At 73.9% G+C, this 20635-nt stretch carries 21 protein-coding genes; 5 read left to right on the top strand and 16 right to left on the bottom strand.

From position 1 onward, the window contains the following. Window positions 1–10 precede the first annotated feature (10 nt). The 4 genes from ACTXG6_RS26195 to ACTXG6_RS26180 all read right to left on the bottom strand — a co-directional run bounded on the left by ACTXG6_RS26195 (window position 11) and on the right by ACTXG6_RS26180 (window position 2270). Window positions 11–355, bottom strand: coding sequence for a hypothetical protein (locus ACTXG6_RS26195; RefSeq protein ID WP_445182035.1), 345 nt, complete (start codon window positions 353–355; stop codon window positions 11–13). 298 nt (window positions 356–653) lie between these two features. Further along, complete coding sequence (locus ACTXG6_RS26190; protein WP_445182034.1) at window positions 654–1094, bottom strand: hypothetical protein; 441 nt, start codon at window positions 1092–1094, stop codon at window positions 654–656. Next, window positions 1091–1540: a DUF4383 domain-containing protein gene (locus ACTXG6_RS26185; RefSeq protein WP_445182033.1), complete on the bottom strand. Its 450-nt coding sequence runs from the start codon at window positions 1538–1540 to the stop codon at window positions 1091–1093. The genes ACTXG6_RS26190 and ACTXG6_RS26185 overlap by 4 nt, the downstream gene beginning before the upstream one ends. A gap of 76 nt (window positions 1541–1616) precedes the next feature. Then, the gene (locus tag ACTXG6_RS26180; protein ID WP_445182032.1) at window positions 1617–2270 is read right to left on the bottom strand and encodes a TetR/AcrR family transcriptional regulator; all 654 of its coding nucleotides are present in this window, start codon (window positions 2268–2270) and stop codon (window positions 1617–1619) included. Window positions 2271–2446: 176 nt separating this feature from the next. Between ACTXG6_RS26180 and ACTXG6_RS26175 the strand changes: the two genes are divergently transcribed. After that, a complete protein-coding gene (locus tag ACTXG6_RS26175) occupies window positions 2447–3658 on the top strand; it encodes a cysteine desulfurase-like protein (RefSeq protein ID WP_445182031.1) in 1212 nt (403 codons plus the stop codon). Between the two features lie 89 nt (window positions 3659–3747). Further along, window positions 3748–4089 (top strand): metallopeptidase family protein, encoded by a 342-nt coding sequence (locus tag ACTXG6_RS26170; protein WP_445190110.1) that lies wholly within the window; start codon window positions 3748–3750, stop codon window positions 4087–4089. Here the strand turns inward: ACTXG6_RS26170 and ACTXG6_RS26165 are convergent. Further along, window positions 4086–5015 carry an enoyl-CoA hydratase-related protein gene (locus tag ACTXG6_RS26165; protein WP_445182030.1) on the bottom strand — a complete coding sequence of 310 codons (930 nt, stop codon included), beginning with the start codon at window positions 5013–5015 and terminating at the stop codon, window positions 4086–4088. The genes ACTXG6_RS26170 and ACTXG6_RS26165 overlap by 4 nt on opposite strands. 120 nt (window positions 5016–5135) lie before the next feature. Here ACTXG6_RS26165 and ACTXG6_RS26160 point away from each other — a divergent pair, with 120 nt between their 5' ends. The 3 genes from ACTXG6_RS26160 (at window position 5136) to ACTXG6_RS26150 (ending at window position 7211) form a co-directional block, all read left to right on the top strand. Continuing rightward, the gene (locus ACTXG6_RS26160; protein WP_445182029.1) at window positions 5136–5936 is read left to right on the top strand and encodes an SDR family NAD(P)-dependent oxidoreductase; all 801 of its coding nucleotides are present in this window, start codon (window positions 5136–5138) and stop codon (window positions 5934–5936) included. Between the two features lie 37 nt (window positions 5937–5973). Next, window positions 5974–6729 carry a FadR/GntR family transcriptional regulator gene (locus ACTXG6_RS26155; protein ID WP_445182028.1) on the top strand — a complete coding sequence of 252 codons (756 nt, stop codon included), beginning with the start codon at window positions 5974–5976 and terminating at the stop codon, window positions 6727–6729. A 359-nt stretch (window positions 6730–7088) separates the two neighbouring features. Continuing rightward, window positions 7089–7211: a hypothetical protein gene (locus tag ACTXG6_RS26150; RefSeq protein ID WP_445182027.1), complete on the top strand. Its 123-nt coding sequence runs from the start codon at window positions 7089–7091 to the stop codon at window positions 7209–7211. 9 nt (window positions 7212–7220) lie between these two features. Here ACTXG6_RS26150 and ACTXG6_RS26145 read toward each other — a convergent pair whose 3' ends face one another. From ACTXG6_RS26145 to ACTXG6_RS26095, 11 genes are all read right to left on the bottom strand, one after another. Next, window positions 7221–8843: a class I adenylate-forming enzyme family protein gene (locus ACTXG6_RS26145; protein WP_445182026.1), complete on the bottom strand. Its 1623-nt coding sequence runs from the start codon at window positions 8841–8843 to the stop codon at window positions 7221–7223. Further along, window positions 8840–10477 carry a class I adenylate-forming enzyme family protein gene (locus tag ACTXG6_RS26140; protein ID WP_445182025.1) on the bottom strand — a complete coding sequence of 546 codons (1638 nt, stop codon included), beginning with the start codon at window positions 10475–10477 and terminating at the stop codon, window positions 8840–8842. The genes ACTXG6_RS26145 and ACTXG6_RS26140 overlap by 4 nt, the downstream gene beginning before the upstream one ends. Before the next feature lie 67 nt (window positions 10478–10544). Next, on the bottom strand, window positions 10545–12053 hold the full coding sequence (locus ACTXG6_RS26135; protein WP_445182024.1) for an aldehyde dehydrogenase family protein: 1509 nt from the start codon (window positions 12051–12053) through the stop codon (window positions 10545–10547). Further along, window positions 12050–13327 (bottom strand): FAS1-like dehydratase domain-containing protein, encoded by a 1278-nt coding sequence (locus tag ACTXG6_RS26130; protein ID WP_445182023.1) that lies wholly within the window; start codon window positions 13325–13327, stop codon window positions 12050–12052. Before ACTXG6_RS26130 ends, ACTXG6_RS26135 begins: the two co-directional genes overlap by 4 nt. A gap of 146 nt (window positions 13328–13473) precedes the next feature. Then, a complete protein-coding gene (locus ACTXG6_RS26125) occupies window positions 13474–15189 on the bottom strand; it encodes a PEP-utilizing enzyme (RefSeq protein ID WP_445182022.1) in 1716 nt (571 codons plus the stop codon). A 76-nt stretch (window positions 15190–15265) separates the two neighbouring features. Continuing rightward, window positions 15266–15538: a DUF2277 family protein gene (locus ACTXG6_RS26120; RefSeq protein ID WP_445182021.1), complete on the bottom strand. Its 273-nt coding sequence runs from the start codon at window positions 15536–15538 to the stop codon at window positions 15266–15268. A gap of 297 nt (window positions 15539–15835) precedes the next feature. Then, window positions 15836–16792: an SDR family NAD(P)-dependent oxidoreductase gene (locus ACTXG6_RS26115; RefSeq protein ID WP_445182020.1), complete on the bottom strand. Its 957-nt coding sequence runs from the start codon at window positions 16790–16792 to the stop codon at window positions 15836–15838. Further along, window positions 16789–16953, bottom strand: coding sequence for a hypothetical protein (locus ACTXG6_RS26110; RefSeq protein ID WP_445182019.1), 165 nt, complete (start codon window positions 16951–16953; stop codon window positions 16789–16791). Before ACTXG6_RS26110 ends, ACTXG6_RS26115 begins: the two co-directional genes overlap by 4 nt. Window positions 16954–17158: 205 nt before the next feature. Continuing rightward, window positions 17159–17935, bottom strand: coding sequence for an enoyl-CoA hydratase/isomerase family protein (locus tag ACTXG6_RS26105; RefSeq protein WP_445182018.1), 777 nt, complete (start codon window positions 17933–17935; stop codon window positions 17159–17161). Next, complete coding sequence (locus ACTXG6_RS26100; protein WP_445182017.1) at window positions 17932–19173, bottom strand: acyl-CoA dehydrogenase family protein; 1242 nt, start codon at window positions 19171–19173, stop codon at window positions 17932–17934. The genes ACTXG6_RS26105 and ACTXG6_RS26100 overlap by 4 nt, the downstream gene beginning before the upstream one ends. After that, window positions 19170–20627 carry an aldehyde dehydrogenase family protein gene (locus tag ACTXG6_RS26095; RefSeq protein WP_445182016.1) on the bottom strand — a complete coding sequence of 486 codons (1458 nt, stop codon included), beginning with the start codon at window positions 20625–20627 and terminating at the stop codon, window positions 19170–19172. Before ACTXG6_RS26095 ends, ACTXG6_RS26100 begins: the two co-directional genes overlap by 4 nt. Between the last annotated feature and the right edge of the window lie 8 nt (window positions 20628–20635).

Below are 20635 nucleotides of genomic sequence, written 5' to 3'. Positions count from 1 at the left end.
CCGTCCGGGATCAGCTCCAGAAGTAGTCGAACACGTCGAACTGGCCGGCGCCACCCTGCACGTCGAGGATCTGCTGGCTGGTCAGCTGGTCGTACGGCACCGCGCTGACCTGCAGGGTCCCGCCGAACTCGCGGGCGAACGCCGGGCCGAGCAGCTCGGTGAACGCCAGCACGTGCGGCTGGTTGACCATGGCGCGGACGGTCGCCCCGTGCAGGTCGGCCGGCGGCCCGGCGGGCAGCTGCTTACCCCCGCCGGACCCGCCGCAGGCGGCGATCAGCGGGGCGAGCCCGGCGAGGGCGCCGGCACCGAGACCGGCGCGGAGCAGAAGTCGGCGGGACAGCATGGCGGACGCCATCGGAAGCTCCTGGGACGGGCGGCGAGGGGACTCCGGAGCTGGCGCGGTACTCCGACCTGGCGCGCGCCGACCCTCAGGAGAAAGAGTGGGACCGGGCGGATCGTCAGCCCGGACAGACCGCCGTGCTGGTTCGGCACAGGTCCACGTGATGGCGGCGGATCAGTCGGACCCGGCGACGGGAAGGCGTCACACGCACGTCCGTCTCCCCCCAGGCAGGCAGGCGCGCAGCGCGGGCGCCGCGGTACACGCTATCGAGTGACATGATCGCGATCAAAGTGACGGCGGTCGCACCGGGAGCTCAGCCCGGCGAAGGCCGGAAGGTCAGCACCAGCGCGGCACCAAGCAGGACCAGCTGGACCACCGCGGCGACGATCGTGGGCCACGAACCGACCAGGCTGATCACGTCCAGCCCGACGCCGAGCACGGCGGTGAGGCCCAGCGAGACCCGGGCCCAGCCGTGCCCGCCACGCAGCGGGATCTGCAGCGCCAGCCACACCACGGCGAGCACCACCCAGCAGCCGAGGCCGAGCACCGCACCGACCAGCGCGGCGGCGCCGATCTCCACGGCCTCACCGGCCGCGGCCTCCCGGGTGGCGAGCAGATAGTTGGCCACCCCGCCGAGCACACCGACAACCGAGGCCGCGACCCAGAACCAGCTCGCCCGACGCATCCGGGCAGTCTGCCCGGCCGCCCCCGGCCGCCCCGCCCCGGCCTCGTGCCGCGCTACCCGACTCGTCATCCGCGCTCGGGCGCCGTGTCGTGGGAGGACCTGGCGCCGAGCGAGGACTCCGCGCCGTCGGTGCCGGACCGTTCGAACCAGGTCGAGTACAGCATCAGTACCAGGGTAAGCCCGAGGACGACCAGCACCGCGTGCAGTACGTGGTCAGGCGTGTTCAGGTTCCACATGGTCGCCGTCGGGGTGTGCGCGGCGTACGCCAGACCGAACCCGAACAGCAGCAGGTAGCCGATCGTCTGTGCTGCGACGAACCGCCGCCGCCAGGCCGGGTGCCACAGCGCGGCCAGCGCCAGCAGCCCGGTGGCCAGCAGCAGGAGGCTGTGCGCGGGGTTCATCCGGAAGCCGAGTACCTCGGTCGGCGTCGGCGCCGTCAGGGTACGGGCCGCCGCGGCCGGGGCGGCGGAACGGGTCGGGTCGGCGGGCGTGCTCTGTTCGGTCGGCGTGCGCATCTCTGGTCACCTCCACCGGTACGCAATCAGTGCATGAGGTACCCGATCGGCGCACGTTCAACCGCGGTGCCCGGCGTCAGTTCCGGGTCGGGCCCAGCTGGGCCAACAGGCCGCTCACCAGGATCTCCAACCCGAGCTCGAAGGTGCCCTCGACCCGGTGTGGGTCGGCCGCCCGGGTGGCCGAGGCGAGGGCCGGGTACCGGTCCGGGTCGGCGTGCCGGACCAGCCGGCCGGCGAAGCCGTCCACCCGGTCCCGGTGCGTACCGAGCAGCACGCCGTAGGTGTAGTGCCGCAGCGCCGCCACCGCGCGATGGCAGTCGGCGTCGGAGAGCCCGGCCGCGCGCAGGGCCGCGTACAACCGCTCCAGCAGCGGCAGGGTGACCGGGCTGGCCACACCGTCCACCACCTGCACGAGCACCGCCCAGCCGTCCCTGCGCAGCGCCCGGTACACCGCCGAGCACAGCCCGATGATCTCCTCGCGCGGGTCGTCGCTGGGCTCGGGGGGCACGATCTCCGCCATCACCGCGTCCAGCATCCCGGCGACCAGCGCCTGCCGGTCCGCGACGTGGCGGTACAGCGCCATCGGCGCGTTACCCAGCTCCTCGGCGATCGCGCGCATGGTGACGGCGGCCAGCCCCTCGCCGCGGGCGATACCGAGCCCGACCGCGACGATCGTCGCGCGGTCGAGCCGGCCGTAGCCGCGATTGGCCGCTCGCCGACCCGAGGTCATCGCCCCATTGTGTCCAGCCGAGTCTCCGCTCGCAGGGTCGGCGCCGCGCGGGCCACACCGCTGGGCCGCACGGCCGGTAGGTGGCGCACCCGGTCGGCGCAGGTCGGGTTGGCCCGAGTGGCGGCCCGCCGGAGTTTCGGGCTGCCGGCGCGAGCCGGGGCGGCCAGGATGGAGCGGTGACCTTTGACCTGTCCGCCCTGCGCAAGCAGTTCCCCTCGCTGGACTCCGGAATCGCCCACTTCGACGGCCCCGGCGGCTCCCAGACCCCCCGCCCGGTGGCCGACGCGGTGGCCTCCGCGCTCTGCGGACCGCTCTCCAACCGCGGCGACGGGGTGGCCTCGGAGCGCAACGCCACCGGGTTCGTCGAGGCGTTCCGGGCGGCCGCCGCCGACCTGCTGGGGTCGAGCCCGCTGGGTATCGTGCACGGCCGCAGCGCCACCCAGCTGACCCTGGACTTCGCCCGCCACCTGGAGAAGACCTGGTCACCCGGCGACGAGGTCGTGGTGACCCGGCTGGACCACGACGCGAACATCCGGCCGTGGGTGCTGGCCGCCGAGCGGGCCGGCGCCACCGTGCGCTGGGCGGAGTTCGACCCGGCCACCGCCGAGCTGGACATCGCCGCCCTCGCCGGGATCATCGGCCCGAGGACCCGGTTGGTCGCGGTGACCGCGGCGTCCAACCTGCTCGGCACCATGCCCCCGGTGGCCCGGGTCGCCGAGCTCGCCCATGCGCACGGCGCGCTGCTCTACGTCGACGGGGTGCACTACACCGCGCACCACGCGGTCGACGTGCGGGAGCTCGGCGCGGACTTCTTCGTCTGCTCGCCGTACAAGTTCATGGGCCCGCACTGCGGCGTACTGGCCGCCGACCCGGCGTTGCTCGACTCGCTCGTACCGGACAAGCTGCTGCCCTCGACCGACGACGTGCCGGAGCGGTTCGAGTTCGGCACCCTGCCCTACGAACAGCTGGCCGGGGTGACCGCCGCCGTCGACTTCCTCGCCGCCGTCGCGCCGGGCGAGGGCCGGACCCGCCGGGAGCGCCTGGTCAGCTCGATGGCCGCGATGGCCGCGCACGAGGACGTCCTGCGCGACCTGGTGCAGGACGGACTCACCTCGCTGGGCCCGGCGATCACCCTGCACTCCCGCGCGGCGCACCGGACGCCGACCCTGTTCCTGACCATCGAGGGCCGCCGGACCTGGGACGCCTACCGCCATCTCGCCGCCGCCGACGTGCTGGCGCCAGCCGGCTCGTTCTACGCGATCGAGGCGTTCCGGGCGCTCGGGCTGGATGACGAGAACGGCCTGCGCGTCGGGCTGGCCCCCTACAACGACGCCGCCGAGGTGCACCGGCTGATCGACGGGGTGGCCGAGTTCCTGCGGTCCACCTAGCGCACACAGCTCCCCCGGCTCGACACAGCGGCCCGGGCCGCTGTGTGGGCACCACGCGGGCTGTGTGAGCGGAGCAGACTGGGGTGGTGATGGTTTCCGCTGCCCGGTTCGACGAGCTGGTGGCCGATGCGCTGGACCGGATCCCGGCGCCGCTGGCCGCCGCGATGGACAACGTCGTGGTGCTCACCGAGGACGCACACCCCGACGACCCGGACCTGCTCGGTCTCTACGACGGCGTGCCGCTGACCGAGCGGACCCACGACTACTCCGGCGCGCTGCCGGACCGGATCACCCTCTACCGCGACCCGCTGCTGTCGATCTCGGCCGACGAGGCCGAGCTGGTGCACGAGGTGCTGGTCACCGTCGTTCACGAGATCGCGCACCACTTCGGCATCGAGGAGGACGCCCTGCACAGGCTCGGCTGGGGCTAGGCCGTGTCCGGACCGTCCGCCACCACCGCCGAAGCCGCCGACGGCGCCGCCGCCGACGCCGCCAGGAAGTCGGTCGGCCGCCGCTCCCGCAACGCGGCCAACCCCTCCTTCAGGTCCGGGTGTCGCAGGGCGGCGTTCATGTCCTGGACCGAGCGGTCGTAGGCGGTGCCCAGGTCGAGGGCCGCGTCGAGGAACACCTGCCGCTTCATCATCCGCACCGACTCCGCCGAGCTGTGCCTGGCCAGCTCGCCGGCGAACTCCAGTGTCCGCTCGAGCAGCTCGGCGGGTTCGTGGCAGCGCTGTACCCAGCCGAGCCGGGCGGCCTCCGGACCGTCCAGCACCCGCGCGGTGTAGAGCAGCTCCAGTGCGTTCGGTACCCCGACCATCCTCGGCAGCAGCCAGCCGAGGCCGTACTCGGCGGGGAGCCCCAGCTTGGCGAACGAGGTGGTGATCCGGCAGTCCCGCGCGGCGAACCGCAGGTCGGCGTAGCTGGCCACCACGAACCCGGCCCCGGCGCAGCCACCGGTCAACGCGGCGATCACCGGCGTGCTGATGGTCAGCGGGAAGACGTGGTTGTGCCGCATCGGCTCCGGGGTGCCCGCCGGGTAGGGCGGCAGCGGCAGCGGCTCGGCGGCGTACCCGCCACCGCCCGAGCTGATCGCGTCCAGCGCCCGGGTATCGGCGCCGACGCAGAAGTGCCCGCCGGCGCCGGTGACCACCACGACCCGGACGTCCGCGCGGGTGTGCGCGTGGTGCAGGGCCCACCGGTACTCCACCGCCATCCGGCCGCCCCAGGCGTTGCGTCGGTCCGGGCGGTTCAGGGTGACCAGCGCGACGCCGGCCTCGACGGCGACGGTGAGCTCGGTGAAGTCATCGATGTCCACCCGGGCGACCTCCGGAACGCGGGCGCCGGTGTCGACGTACACGGCGATATCGATTGAAGATACACTGATATTTACGCACTCAGACTAGACAACGTCCCTTCCACACCGTCGATCCCGGCACTAATCGGTGTATTTTTTCCGACCTTGCCCCGGAGGTGCCGCATGCAGCTGTCCGGCCGCCACGCCCTGATCACCGGCGCCTCGCACGGCATCGGGGTCCGCCTGGCCAGGGAGTTCCACGCGCGGGGTGCCAGGGTGACGCTGCTGGGGCGCGACGAGGCCCGGCTGACCGAGGTGGCCGCCGAGGTCGAGGGCCAGGTGCTGGTCGCGGACCTCGCCGACGAGCGCGCCGTCGAGTCGGTGATCGACCGGGCCGAGCGCGGCCACGGCCCGGTGGACGTGCTGGTGAACAACGCCGGCCTCGGGTTGGTCGCCCCCGCCGTCGAGAACAAGCCCGGCCAGGCGCAGGCGCTGATGATGGTCAATGCGGTCGCTCCGATGGAGCTGTGCCGCCTGGCGCTGCCCGGCATGCTCGCGCGGGGCACCGGCAACCTGGTCAACGTGTCCACCCTTGCCGCGGTCGGCGCGGTGCCCGACCTGTCGCTCTACGGGGCGAGCAAGGCCGCGCTGCACCACTACACCTCGATCGCCCAGCGCGAGCTGCGCGGCACCGGGGTCACCATGTCCCTGGTGACCCTCGGCGAGGTGGCCGGCACCGGCATGATGGAGCAGGCCCGCCAGTCGCCGCTGATCGCCGCGGTGTCCAAGCGGCTCGCGCTGGCGATCCCGGTGCTCACCCCGGAGGCGGTGGCCCGGCAGCTCGCCGACTCGGTCGAGCGGGACGCGCTGGTCACCACCATCCCCCGCCGGCTCGGCGTCGCCGTGGCCCTGCGCAACCTGCCGAACACGCTGCAGGACCTCGCGTTCGTGGGGTTGCACCGAGATCGGCCAATTCGCTCATAGAATGACCGCCTTGGCCTCGGGAGGGGAGCAGTCGCAGATGTCGGAGCCCGCACCCGCCGGCGCACTCCAGGTGCCGAAGGCGGCCGAGCTGGTGGCCGCTCAGCTCCGCCGCCAGATCGTGATGGGCGAGCGCGCCGAGGGTGAGCTGCTGCCGCCCGAGCTGCGGCTGATGACCGAGCTCGGGGTGTCCCGCCCGACCCTGCGCCAGGCGCTGCGCATCCTGGAGAACGAACGGCTGGTCCGCATCCACCGCGGCCGCAACGGCGGCGCCCGGGTCAGCCGGCCGACGGTCGACACGGCGGGGCGGCACCTGAACAACCTGCTGCTCTTCCAGGGCGCGACACTCGACGACGTGCACACCGCGCGGCTGTTGCTGGAGCCGGCCGCCGTCGCGCGGATCGCCGGCACCGTCTCCGCCGAGGACATCGCCGCGCTGCGGGTGGCGGTGGCCGACAGCCTCGCCGCCACCGACGCCGCCGACATCCGCCGGATCGGCTCGGAGTTCCACATCAAGCTCATCGAGCTCACCGGCAACCGCTCGCTGGTGCTGTTCGCCCGGCTGATCTCCGGGCTGCTGGACGGCGCGATGGAGCGCCACGACGCGGAACGGCGCAAGCAGCGGATCCCGTCGCAGGCCAGCGGCCTGATCGAGGAGCACTCGCGGATCGTCGACCTCATCGAGGCCGGTGCGTCCCGGGAGGCCGCGCGGCACTGGCGCGAGCACCTGGAGGCGGTACACCGCCAGCTCCGCAAGTCGATCAACACCGACCTCGTGCTGGACATCGAGAGCTGACTCTCTCTTTGCGGCGAGTTCGTGCGCCGAGTTCAACCACAGCCGGGTCGGCGACGCGTTCCGAGGCCGCCACGGTTGAACTCGCCGAGCCCGAGGCCGAGCCGTGCCCGAGCCCGTGCCCAGCCGGGCCGAGCCCAGCCAGGCGGCGGTCCGCGGCCGGGCCCCGGATCGGGCCGGAAAACCCACTCCGGCCGTGCGGATGCGCGTACTGTGAGGCGCACAGACCGTCCGGGGCCATTCACCTCGCCCCGCATGTCGCGCCCGTGATACGGAAGGTTCAGCACCTTCGGGTTCGATCAACGGCGGTCCGATTCTCGTCAGACGCGGTGGCCGCGGTGTCGGCTGCCGCCGGGAGAGCCATGGCAGACAAGTCCCCTCGGCAGGCGCTGAGTAAGAAGTCCGGCCAGTCCCTCAAGGCAAAGCGCGCGGAGAAGAAGGCCAAGAAGGGCGGCGACCCGGGCACGGTGTTCCCCGGCCGCTGAGTCCCTGCCCTACCGACCGGCGAGCCATTCGGTGACCAGCTCGCGTTTCTGGATCTTGCCGGTCGGGGTGCGGGGCAACCGGGCGCACAGCCGCCAGATCACCGGGAGCTTCTGCCGGGCGAGCTGGTGCTGTTCCAGGTGCGCCAGCAACGCCGTCTCACCGGGCCAGTCCCGGCCGGCGCGGACCGTGACGAACGCGGCGACCTGCTCGCCGAGGCGCTGGTCCGGCAGCCCCACCACGGCGACCGCCTCGATCGCCGGATGGCTGCTGATCACGGACTCGATCTCGGCGGCGGAGAACTTCTCGCCGCCGCGGTTGATGATGTCCTTGACGCGGCCCCGGATCGTCACCCAGCCCCGCGCGTCCACCACCCCGATGTCGCCGGTGTAGAACCACCCCTCGGCGTCGACCTGCTCGGCCTGCTGCGCCGGGTCGAGGTACCCGAGCATCAGCTTCGGGCTCCGGATGCGCAGCTCCCCCGGCGTCCCGGCCGGCAGCGGCGCCCGGTGCTCGTCGACCGCCTCCACCTCGGAGCCCACGTCCACCCGGCCGTCGGTCCGCGTGCGAAGCTCCAGCGGGTCGCCGGGGTGCCCGGATGTCATGGTCGGTGCCTCGGTCATCCCCCAGGCCCGCCAGGCGGTGACCCCCAGCCGCTGCGCCCGCACCACCACGGAGTCCCCGGTCGGCGCGGCCCCGGTGTGGAACATCGAGATCCGGTGCCCGCCGGTGCCGGTGCCGCCGGTGTCCTGGTCGTCGCGGTCGAGGTCATCGCGCTCGTAGCGGTCCAGCAGCTCGGACAGGAACACCGGCGCCCCGATGGCCAGCGCGACCCGCTCCTCGGCGCAGGCGCGGGCCGCGACCTCCGGGTCCCAGCGCTCCAGCAGCACCGTGCGCGCGGCGGTCAGGCAGGGCAGCAGCGTGCAGGCCACGACCGCGCCGATGTGCGCCACGGGCGCCGGGACCAGCACCGGGCTGTCCGCGCCGAGCAGCGCCTCGTCCCGGTAGCTGCGCGCCTCGCACAGCAGCGAGCGCGACGAGTGCCGCACCCCCTTCGGGTCGGAGGTGGTGCCGGAGGTGAACAGCAGCAGGCAGCAGTCGCCCGGGGGTGCCGGCCGGTGCGGCGCCGGTCCGACGGCGTCGGTCGGTGGCGCGGCCCAGCCCGGCTCCGCCCCGCCGACGACGTAGCGGACCGCCGGGACGTGCCCCAGTTCGGTCAGGATCGCGTCGAACTCGGCCGCCGGCCGGCGCTCACCCCGCGCCGCGGCCGCCACCACGGCGACCGGCGCGGTGACCCGCAGGATGTGCGTCAGCTCGCGGCGGCGGTACATCGGCACCACCGGCACGGCGACCGCGCCGAGGTGCCAGGACGCCATGATCAGCACCAGCAGCTCGACCCGGTTCGGCAGCTGCGCGACCACCCGGTCGCCGGGCCGGACGCCCCGCCCCGCCAGGTCGGCGGCCACCGCCTCCACCCGGCCGAGCAGCTCGGCGAAGGTCCAGCGCCCGGTGCCGGTCGTGCCGCTGATCGCCACGGCGGTCCGGTCCGGCCAGCGCGCCGCCGCCATCGGCAGCGACCAGCCCACCGATGCCGAGCACCACAGGCCCCGCTCCAGGTAGCCCGGCGCGGTCACCGGCTCGCGTCCGCCGGCTCGCTCACCGGCTCGCTGGCCGGCTCAGTGACCGGCTTGCTGACCTGCGCTGTGCCGACGGGCGCGGCCAGCGCGACCGCCAGCGCCTGCGCCCGGGGCCGGTCCACCTTGCCGTTCGGCACCCGGGGCAGCTCGTCCACCACGAACACCTGACGCGGCCGCTTGTACGGCGCCAGCCGAGGCCGGACCCGTTCGAGCACCTCGTGCGGTGCGGGTGGCGCGGCCGCCTCGCCCAGCACCAGGGCCACCGGCAGCTCACCGAGCCGGTCGTCCGGGACCCCGATCACCACCGCCTCGCGGACCGTCGGGTCGGCCGCCAGCGCCGCCTCGATCTCCTCGGGCACCACGTTGAACCCGCCGCAGATGATGATGTTCTTCAGCCGGCCGGTCAGGTACAGGTAACCGTCGTCGTCCAGCTTGCCGATGTCGCCGGTGCGCAGCCAGCCGTCCTCGTCCAGCGGCGGGTCGGGCGGCGAGTCCGAGCCGGTGGCGCCGAGGTAGCCGGAGGTGGCCGAGCGGGTGCGCACCCGGATCTCGCCCTCCTGCCCGGTCGCCGCCTCGGTGCCGCCGTCGGTCACCAGCCGCAGCTGCACGCCGGGCAGCGGCCGGCCCACCGAACCCGGCCGGCGGCGCCCGGCGAGCACGTCGCGGGCGCTCTCCACGGAGATGCCGCCGAACGCCTCGGTCTGCCCGTAGGCCTGCAGCACGGGCACCCCGAACCTGGCCTCGAACTCCTCCCGCAGCGCCGGGGTGAGCGGCGCGGTACCGGAGGAGACGTAGCGGACGGCGCCGAGGTCCGCGCCGGGGTCCAGGGTGTCCAGCAGGATGCGCAGCATGGCCGGGTTGATCGTCAGGTTGTCGATCCGGTGCCGGTCCAGCAGTCGCTTGGCGGTGGGGCCGTCGAACTTGCGCAGCAGGGCCACCCCGCGCCCCACGTAGAGCGCGAACAGCAGCCGCACCACGCCGGCGGTGTGCGACAGCGGGTTGGCGATCAGGTTCGGCGGCTTGCCCTCGTCGGCCAGCGGCGTCGGGCTGGTGTCGCGGCGGAACGCCGACACGGTGGCCCGCAGGTTGGACCACGCGTTGTCGTGGGTCAGCACCACACCCTTGGGCTCCCCGGTCGAACCCGAGGTCAGCAGCACCAGCGCGGGCTCGGCGCCGACGTCCCCGCTCGGCGGCCGGTAGCGCGCGGCCAGCTCGGTGATCTCCGGGCCGCCGGCCGGGGCGAACCGGGCGAAGGTCACCACCGGCACGCCCACCGCCGTCACCGCGGGGTCGCCTGGGTCGCAGATGACCGCGGTGGCACCCATCGCCGCCACGATCCGGGCCACCTCCTCGGCGGGCGCCGCCGGGTGCACCGCGACCACGGCGGCGCGGCGGCACCACACGGCCGAGGCGGCGGGCAGGAACCGCTCGTCGTTGCCCACCCGGACAACCACCCGGTCCCCCGCCGTGACCGTCGCCAGCTGCTCGCCGACGGTCACCGAGGCGGCGGCCAGCCGGGCGAAGCTCCACGGCCCGTCGTCCTCCACGTACAGGAACCCCCGGCGGGGCAGCTCCGCCAGCCGCCAGCCCAGCAGCCGCGCCAGTGACCCCGTCGGCTCCCGCTCGCCCACCGATGTCCTCCTTCGTCGCCCCCGTGAGTGGCGAGTGGTCCCCCAGGACCACTCGCCACTCACGGGGCTAGCCGGCGTGGTACTTGATGGTCTTGAGCTGGGTGTACTCGTCGAGGCCCTCGGTGCCGTTCTCCCGGCCCAGCCCGGAGCGCCGGTAACCACCGAACGGTACGTCCGGGTTGGTGTAGCCGGGGCCGCCGTTGATGTCGACGGTGCCGGTGCGCAACCGGCAGGCCAGTTCGAACGCGCGGCCGGGGTCGGCGGACACCACGTGCCCGGCCAGCCCGTACGCGCTGTCGTTGGCGATCGCCACCGCCTCGTCCTCGGTGTCGAAGCCGAGCACCACGGCGACCGGACCGAAGATCTCCTCGCGCGCCACCGCCCAGGTGTTGTCCAGGTCGGTGAGCACGGTCGGCGGGTAGTAGAAGCCGCCGGCCGGGGCGGTCCCGGGCGCGGGGCGGGCGCCGCCGGTGAGCACGGTCGCACCGGCCCGCACCGCGGTCCGCACGTGCCCGTCCACCCGGTCCACGGCGGCCGCCCTGATCAGCGGCCCCATCCCGGTACCCGGATCCCTGGGCAGGCCGAGCCGGACGCCGCCGAGCGCGGCGCGCAGCCGCTCCTGGTACTCGTCCCGCACGCTGTGCTGCACCACGTGCCGGGTGGCCAGCACGCAACCCTGGCCGGCGTGCGTGGTCACGTTCTGCGCGCCGATCCGCGCGGCCAACGCCAGGTCGGCGTCCGCGCACACCACCAGCGCCGACTTGCCGCCCAGCTCCAGCAGCACCTTCGTCACCCGGGGCGCGGCGGCGGCCAGGATGCGGGCGCCGACGGTGTCCGAGCCGGTGAAGCTGACCAGGTCGACCCTCGGGTCGGTGGTCAGCGCCGCGCCGACCGGGGCACCACCGGTCAACACGTTGAGCACCCCCGCCGGCAGGTCGGCGAACTCGGCGGCCTCGGCGAGCAGCAGCGCCGAGTACGGGGTCAGCGGCGAGGGCTTGAGCACCACCGTGTTGCCGGCGGCCAGCGCGGGGCCCAGCTTCATCACGTTCTCGAGCAGCGGGAAGTTGTACGGGGTGATCGCCGCGACCACACCGTAGGGCTCGCGGCGGACCGCCCAGCCACCCAGCGTCGCGGCGCCACCCGGCCGGGGTGTGACCACCGGCGGGCGTGCGGTCAGCTCGGGTCGCCGGGCCGCCTCGGCCCAGTGCTCCAGGTGCCGCAGCGCGAGCCCGACCTGCTGTCCCTTGCTCAGCCGCAGCGGGCAGCCGGTTTCGGCGACGACGACGTCCAGCAGCCGCTCTGACATGCCGGTGAGCACCCCGTGCAGCCGGTAGAGCGCCTCGCTGCGCGCCCTCGGCGTCGCACCCGCCCAGGTCCCCGTGGCGGCGGCGCGGCGGGCGGCGGTGAGCGCCGCGTCGACGGCCGAGGGGTCGGCGCCGGGCACGGTGCCCAGCGGTTGTCCGGTGGCCGGGTCCAGGACCGTCTCGGGCTCGCCACCGTTGGACTCCCGCCACCGGCCGTCGATGAACTGGTCGGCCCTGGGCAGCTCGACGCGGGTGCCGGCCGCGTGGCTCACCGCACCCACGGGCCGTTTTCCGGCTCCGGCATGCCGGGCAGCAGCCCATGGTCGGCGGGCGGTTCGGGGAACTCGGGCAGCCCGCGCTCACGGGAGGGCAGCCGGACCCGGATGTCCCCGTGCGCGGTCTTCTCGTTCAGCTGGTTCGTGCACTGGACGGTGCAGACCACCTCGGGCCACTCGCCGGAGGTGTCGACCGCGGTGACCGAGCCGGTGATCCGGGTCAGGTCACCGAGCACGTTGAACCCGGTGATCCGGTCGTCCACCCGGACCAGGACGGCGTCGTCGCCCATCCAGTCGGTGACCACCTGCATCATCCAGGCGTTGCGCAGCATGCCGTAGTCGTAGGCGCGGCGGGCGCCCACCGACCGGGCGTACTCGTCGTCCCAGTGCACCCGCATCGCGGAGTCCCAGGCGCCGTCCTCGTTGCGCGAGTAGAAGCCGCCCATGCGCTGCCGGTTCTGGTAGCCGAGCCGGTACGGGAAGATCTCGCTGCGCCCGTTGCCCTGGAGCCAGGCGATGACGTCGCCGGTGATCAGCGGGCCGCGGAAGCGGGGTAGGAACTCCTCGCCCACCTCGACGTCCTCGGTGTAGCGCGACTCGGCGCCCCGGATCGACTCCCTGGCATAGTGCGCGTCGACCTCCAGCAGCTCGTCCTCGGTGTAGATGTGCTGGTCCGGTACGGCCTGCAGGGTCCGGTTGCGGTTGGCGGCGGTGTCCCGCTCGGTGTGCACGAAGTCGGCGTCCCAGATCGCGATCAGCTCGCCCCGGTCGTTCCAGTAGACCCGCCGGCGCACCGTCACCGCCGACCGGCCGCCGAAGCGCGAGCGCTCCTTCTCCTTGACGTCCACGTAGAACCGCCGCACCCAGAGCCGGTCACCCTCGCGGACCGGGTTGAAGTAGCGGATGTGGTCGCCGGCCCAGAACATGTGCACGCCGGACAGCGCGCCCTTGCCCCGGCCCTTGTCCTCCGGGCGGCGCGGCAGCCGCGGGGTGAGCCCTGCGCCCTCGAGGAACCCGGGCGGCGCGATGATGCCGCCCCAGCGGCTGGTGGCGGCGTGGTCGGGGTCGACCCAGAGCGGGTTGTCGTCGCCGAAGCCGTAGGCGTAGTGCCGCACGCCGTCCCGGGTGGCCTCCTCGTTCCAGGTGGTCCACCGGCTGTACGGCCAGTCGAGGCCGATCTTCTCGCGGAACTTCTCGATGCCCTCGGTGCTCAGCCGGCCGAACTCGCCCGCGCCGCCAGTGCTGTCCCGGTCTGCTCGTGCGGTGGTCATCCACGCTCCCTCGTCGTCGAATAAATCGTTACATGTTTTCTCGATTTATCCAAGCCGGACGACACGATTCGGCGTCGGTGCGGCCGACAGTGCGGCCGACAGTGCGGCCGTCGGTGCGGCCGTCGGTGCGGCCGTGAGTGGAGCCGTCAGTGGAGCCGGACCACCCCGGCGCCACCGTCCACGGTGATCTGCTGGCCCTCCGCGATGTGCTCGGTGCCGGTCTTCACGTTGACCACGCACGGGATGCCGACCTCGCGGGCGGCGATGGCGCAGTGTGACATCGGGCCGCCGATGTCGATCACCACGGCGGCGGCCTCGAAGAACAGCGGCGTCCAGGCCGAGTCGGTACCGCGGGCGACGATCACATCGCCCTCCAGCAGCTCGACCTCGTTCGGGTCGTACACGATGCGGGCCCGCCCGGTGGCGACCCCGGTCGAACCACCTACCCCGACCAGCTCGCTGTCCACTCGGACACCACCGGCACCGTCAGCACCTCCGACACCGACACCTCCGACACCACCGGCGTCGACCGGCGGTTTCGGCGGCAGCACCCCCATCGCCTTCCACCGCGCCGGGCCGATCTCGGCCAGCCGCCCCGGTTCGACGTCGAGCATCTCCGGGATGCGCAGCTGCGCGGACAGCTCCAGGGTGCGCCGGCGGCGGGCGACGGCGGTGTCGACATCGGCAACCGGGTCGCCGGACAGCTCCCGCAGCAGCTCGCTCAGCCGCAGGTAGTGGACGTCCTCGACGCGCCCCAGCCGCCCGCGCTCGACGAGACGGCGGGCGGCCTCCCTGGTCAGCAGCCGCATCGAGTGGGTGGCCAGCACCATCGGCACCTTGCCGTTCTCCCGCCACCGCATGTGCGTCTCCAACATGCCCAGCTTCCAGCGCAGGACCGGCCAGCGGACCCCCGCCGCCGCGCGCAGCCGGGCCCTGGCGCCGTCCCGCCGACCGGTGGCCAGGTCGGGGCGCTCGGTCGCCGCCGCCTCGATCAGCCGGTCCAGGGTGGCCGGGTCGTCGCGCCACGGCAGCGCGGCAAGCTCGAACTCGTTGGCGCCTCGGAAGCCGTAGGTGTCCACGAACGCCTCGCGGCTCAGCCGGCCGCCGGCCACCTCGACCATCGCGCCGGCGGCCTCGCGCAGGTGGATGCCGCCCAGCCCGCAGACGGCCTCCAGCACCAGCGCGTCCGCGCCGTCCGGGACCAGCCGGCGGACCGACTCGGTGACGTTCTGGAACAGCGGCGCGGAGATCACGCTGGCCAGCACGTGCGGCACCCGGAACTCGACCGCTTCGTCGTGGTGGGCACGCAGCCGGCGCACCAACTTCTCGTCGGGCTCGTTCGGCCAGTCCCGGCGCAGGTCAGCGTCCAGCCGCAGCCGGGCCAGGTCGGTCATCCGCTCGGCCCGCCGGGGATAGCCGCGCATCGCGCGCACGAAGTTGCGCCCGATCCGCGCCACCGCGAGCGGGCCAGCGCCACCACCGGCGGCGGCCTGAGCCTCGGGATCCTCCTCGACGCCGAAGTAGTCGCTGTACACCGCGAGCCGGGAGTAACCGGGCAGGTTGTCGGCCATCTCGGCGGCCGGCCCGACGCCGTAGGTGTACCAGCCGTAGAACACCCCGTTCCAGGTCCACGGCTCGCCCTCCGGCGCGGTGCCCAGCTCGGGCCCGAACGCACGGCCCAGCCCGCGCTCCTGCGGGGCGGCGATCAGGTCCTGGGTGAGCGGCGTCATCGGCCGGGGCCACTGGTCGACGGCGTTGGCCCGGGTGTGCAGCGCGGGGGCGGTGGGCCAGGTGCACATCTCGTCGTCGAGCTGGTCCTGGGCGGAGATGAGCGACGCTGCCCCGGCCACCACTTCGCGCATGAGCGTCCTCTTCCGTCGACCGAATAAATCGCTGGTGATTATATCGGTACGCGGGTGAGCTGCGCCACAGGCGCTCCTACGCGCGCTTGGCGGCCAGCCGGGCCCGGACCTCGGGGCGGCGCAACGGCGGCAGCGTGGGTGGCGGTTGACGGCGGGCCGGCAGCTCCGCCAGCAGCCGGGTGGTGATCGCGGCGATCTCCGCGACGGCCGCCTCGACCGGGTCGCGGGTGGCGGGCGAGGCGCTCTGCACCCCGCTGACCTTGCGCACGTACTGGCGGGCGGCGGCCTCGATCTCCTCGGCCGTGGCGGACGGCTCGAGGCCGCGCAGGGTGGTGATGTTCCGGCACATGCCACCCACCCTAGGCAGTCGCGATGGAACACCCACGCCCCGCGAGCGGGACACAGCCACCGCCTTGACGCTGGGGGTCACGCCGCGTCACCAACAGGGCGACCCTGGGCTCAGTCCCCGCGCGTCCATTGTCACCGAGACCAACGTCAGTCCGCATTTTTTCGCCCAGATCCAGACTCAGGTCGACCTCGAACGCATCTCCCCCTCCGGTCGGCGGCCTGAGTCGAACTACCGGTCACCGACTGTGACTGCCGCTGCGTAGCGGCGGGCGGCGGCCTGTCGATCACGACCGCGTGGTCAGTGCACGCGGGGGGCCGGCACGACCGGAGCGGCGAGGGCACCGCCGGCCCGGGACGCCCGGCTGTCGCTGATCCGGCGGTCCAGCCGGCCGAGCAGCAGCTCGACCCGCGCCCGGACCAGCGGCGTCATCGGTGGCGCGAGGTGACCGTAGAGCGGGGTGAGCGTGTTCGGCTTCGTCACGATCGCCCTGGCCACGACCTGCGCGGCCTGCTCCGGGGTCTGTCCGGGCATCTCGCGTAGCCACGGCGTCGGAGCGCTCATCCGGGTGTGGATCAGCCCGGCGTAGAAGGTGGTGAGCGTGACCCCGTCCGCCCTGGCCTCCGTCGCCACGCAGCGCATCCAGAAGTCGAAGGCCGCCTTGGACGAGAGGTAGAAGCTCCACTTCGGCATCGCCGGCAGGATCACCCCGGCGGTGGAGACGTTCACGATGTGGCCCGAGCCGGCGGCGCGCATGGCCGGCAGCAGCGCGAGGGTCAGCCGCATCGGGCCGAGGTAGTTCACCCCGGTGCTGGACGTCAGGTCCTTCGGCCGCTGGTAGGACAGGTGCACCGGGCGGCGCAGCGACTTGCCGGCGTTGTGCACGAGGTAGTCCACCCGGCCGAACCGGTCCAGCACCCCGGCGGCGAAGCCGGCCACCGACTCCTCGGACACGAGATCCAGCGGCAGCGCAACGGCGGACCCGCCGGCGGCGGTGATCTCACCGGCGATCGCGGCGAGGCGGTCGACGGAGCGGGCGCCGAGCACCACGGTGGCCCCGGCGCCGGCCAGCAGCCGCGCCGTCGCCTCGCCGAGACCGTAGGAGGCCCCGGTCACCACGGCGATCTTGCCGTCGACCGCCCGGCGCAGCCGTCGCTGGTCGTTGAGCCCCCGGGGGCCGAGAGCCCTGGTCACCGCGCGCCCGAGCGCGCCGGCGGCGAGCGTGTTGCGGGGTCCTGGGTTCGCGGCGGGGGTCATGGCGAGACCTCTTCCTGGGCGGGATCGGGTTCCTGGGCGGGCGGGAGCGCGGCCGCCCGGCAGTGCGGCGGGGCCGGGTGCTCGATCAGCGCCTGGGCCGCCCCCGGCGACAACGCGATCTCGGGGTCGAGCTGGACGGCCGACAGTACGGTGGCGTGCACCTGGGCGACGAGGAGGTCCCTGATCTGGGTCCGGCTCGCCTGCGGGTTGCGCAGACGGCCTGGTACACCGTGCAGCTGTGGCGGATGGCCGACGGCAAGGACCCCGACCCCGCGGCCACCGGTGCTGAACCTGGCCCGGTACGCCGCGGCCGCCGGTGTGCAGGGCCTGCGCCGCAAGCACCGCGCGGCCTGAGCGGCCGGTCGCTCAGCGGATCTCCGGCTCGACCCTCGGCCCGGGCTTGAACTCGGTCTGGCTGGCCGGGTTGCTCAGCTGCGGGTACATCAGCGGCACCTCGCGGATCGCGTGCGGGGACATGGACAGCGAGTCCCAGATGGCCTTGACGCTGCCCTGCACGGCCAGCGGCGCCTTGTCGGCCAGCCGTCCGGCCAGGGTCGCCGCGCGCGCCCACACCTGCTCCCGCGCGCCGGGAACCACCTCGCTGACCAGCCCGATGGTGTGCGCGCGATCGGCGCCGACCCGCTCGTCCAGGCCGAACAGCGCGATCCGCATCGCCTCCCCGAACGGGATCCGCCGGGCCAGCGCAGCGGGTTCGAGCGCCGACAGCATGCCGTAGCTGGTGTGCGGGTCGAAGAACGTCGCATCCGCCGAGCAGATCACCACGTCGGACTCGTTGACCCAGTAGAAGGCTCCGCCGGCGCACATCCCGTGCACCGCGCAGATCAGCGGCTTCCACACCCGGTTCTGCTTGGCGCCCAGGAAGAACCCGGGGTCGTCCGCGCTCCACGGGTTCGGGTGGCGGAACCGGCCGGCCTTGCGGTCCACGCCGGTGGAGAACGCCCGCTCGCCGGCGGCACGCAACACCACCACCCGGATGTCGTCCTCCAGCCGGCAGCGGCGCCAGATGTCCGCGAACTCGTCGAGCATCCGCTGGTCGAAGCTGTTCAGCACCTCCGGGCGGTTCAGCGTGATGGTCGCGACGTGGTCGGCCAGCTCGAACAGCACCGTCTGGTAGTCGCTCATCTCGGCTCTCTCGGCAGCGCCAGCACCCGCTCGGCCAGCATGGTCTTGAGGATCTCCTCGGTGCCGCCCGCGATCCGGTAGCCGAGTGCGCCCATCATCCAGCGGTTCCAGCCGAAGCTGCCCCAGGCCCCCGTGTCCGCGACGAACGCCGGCCCGAGCAGCTCGGCGGCCAGCTCCCCGATCAGCTGCAGGTTGGTGGTCAGCAGCAGCTTGTCCACCGCCCGCTCGGCGCCGCCCAGTGCGCTGTCCGGGAGAGCCTGCATCCGCTGCTGCTGGAACCGGGCGACGCGCAGCCTGCTGTAGAGCCGGGCCCAGTCGTCCCGGGCGAGCGGGTCGTCGAGCCGACCCTCGCGCTCGGCCAGGGTGCGCAACAGCGCCAGCGCGCGCGAGGTCAGCTCGTGCGAGCGGTCGCCCACCGCGCGGCGCTCCCCGGCCAGCGCGCCGGTCGCCACCCGCCAGCCGGCGCCGGGCTCGCCGACCAGGTTCGCCGCCGGCACCCGGACGTCGGTGAGCCAGACCTCGGTGAAGCTGGCGCCGCCGGTGAGCTGCCGCAGCGGCCGCACCTCGACGCCGGGCGTGTCCATCGCGACGACGAACATGCTCAGGCCGCGGTGCTTGGGCGCCTCCGGGTCGGTGCGCACGAGCGCGAGGCCGAGGTCGGCGAAGGTGGCGTTCGAGGTCCACACCTTCTGCCCGTCCAGCACGTACCCGTCGCCGTCGGGCACCGCCCGGGTCCGCACCCCGGCGAGGTCGGAGCCCGCATCCGGCTCGGAGAACAGCTGGCACGCCACCAGGTCGCCCCGGTACAGCCCGACCGCGAACCGGGCGATCTGCTCCTGGCTGCCGAACGCGGTGATCGCCGGCCCGACGGTGCCCAGCCCGATCCGCACCGGGTTCATGTCCGGTACCTCGAACGCGGCCTCGATCAGCCGGTACAGCCGGTCGTGGCCGGCGGGCAGGCCGGCGCCGCCGTGCTCGACCGGCCCGGTGAGCCACCCGAAACCGGCGTCCCAGCGGGTCCGCTGCCAGGCCCGTGCCGCCGCGCACTCCCGCTGCTCCTGCTCCCCGGACGTCTCGTGGAACAGCGCCAGGTTCTCCGGCCCGACACCCCAGGAGGTGCTCACGTCGGAGCGGCGGTCGGCGTGCGCGCCGAGGAACTCCACCGCGCGCCGCGCGAACGCCAGCTCCTCGGCGGTGCCGGCCAGCGCGAGCAGGTCGGTGTCGGCGCCGGCGCTCACAGCTGCACGTGCACGTTCTTGGTGCGCAGGTACTCGCGCAGCCCGTCCAGACCGCCCTCGGTGCCGTGCCCGCTGGCCTTCCAGCCGCCGAACGGGGCCGCCGGCGGCAACCCTGCCATCCCGTTCACCGAGACGTAGCCCGCGTCCAGCCGCTCGGCCACCCGGTGCGCCCGGGCGAGGTCGGACGTCCACAGGTAGCCGGCGAGTCCGTACCGGGTGCCGTTGGCCAGCGCCACCGCCTCGTCCTCGTCGTCGAACGCGGTCACCGCGAGCACCGGGCCGAAGATCTCCTCCTGCGCCAGTGGGCTGGCCGGGTCGACGTCGGAGAACACGGTGGGCGCGACGAACGAACCGGCGCCGGGCACCCGGTCGCCGCCGACGAGCAGCAACCCGTCGCCCCGGGTCCGGGCCGCGTCGATCACGCCGTGGATCCGGTCGGCGGCCGCCCCGTTGACCACCGGTCCCATCGAGGTGCCGGCGGCGAACGGGTCACCGAGGCGGACCTTGCCCACCGCGGCGGCCACCGCGAGCAGCACGTCGTCGTAGCTGGAGCGGTGCACCAGCAGCCGGGTGGGCAGGAAGCAGCCCTGGCCGCTGTTCTGGACCACCCCCAGGATCGCCGCCAGCTTGCCGGCCCGGGTCGGGTCGACGTCGTCGAACACGATCGACGCCGACTTGCCGCCGAGCTCCAGCACCGCCGGCAGGTGCCGCCGCGCCGCCGCCCGCCCGACCGCCTGCCCGGCGCTGTTGCCACCGGTGAAGCTGATCATGTCCACCCCGTCGTGGCCGACCAGGCGCTCCCCCGCCGCCGGGCCGCCGCCGACCACGCCCAGCACCCCCGCCGGCAGGCCCGACTCGGCCAGCAGCGCCGCCAGCCGCACGGTGGAGAACGGGGCGAGCTCGGACGGCTTGAGCACCACACAGTTGCCGGCGGCCAGCGCGGGCGCCACCTTCAGCGCGGCCGCGATCACCGGGCCGTTCCACGGGATGATCGCGGCGACCACACCGCGCGGGGAGACCGCGGTGTAGTCGTGCACCGAGCGGGGGGCGGCCGGCACGGTGACGCCGCCGATCTTGTCGGCCCAGCCCGCGTAGTGCGCGAACCACTCGGCGGCCTGTTCGACACCCGCCACCGAGGCCCGCAGCGGCATCCCCATCTCCAGGCTGACCAGCGCGGCCAGCTCGGTGGCGTGTTCGCGGATGGTGCCGGCGAGGCGGTACAGCAGGTCGCGGCGGGCGGCCGGCGCCAGCGCCCGCCAGGCCGGCCACGCCTCCCGGGCGGCCGCGACCGCCGCATCCACCTCGGCGGTACCGGCCAGTGCGAGCTCGGCGTAGCCCAGCCCGTCGGCGGGGTGCACGAAGCTCCGCTGCTCGGCGCTGCCGGCCGCCGGTGCGTCGCCGATGAAGCTGGTCGCCTTGGGCAGCAGCGCCTCGGCGTCCTGTCTGGTCGTCACGGATGGCT

Source organism: Pseudonocardia sp. Cha107L01 (assembly GCF_052566575.1).
Note: the sequence above shows the minus strand (reverse complement) of the source record. Positions and strands in the feature narration are given on the sequence as shown.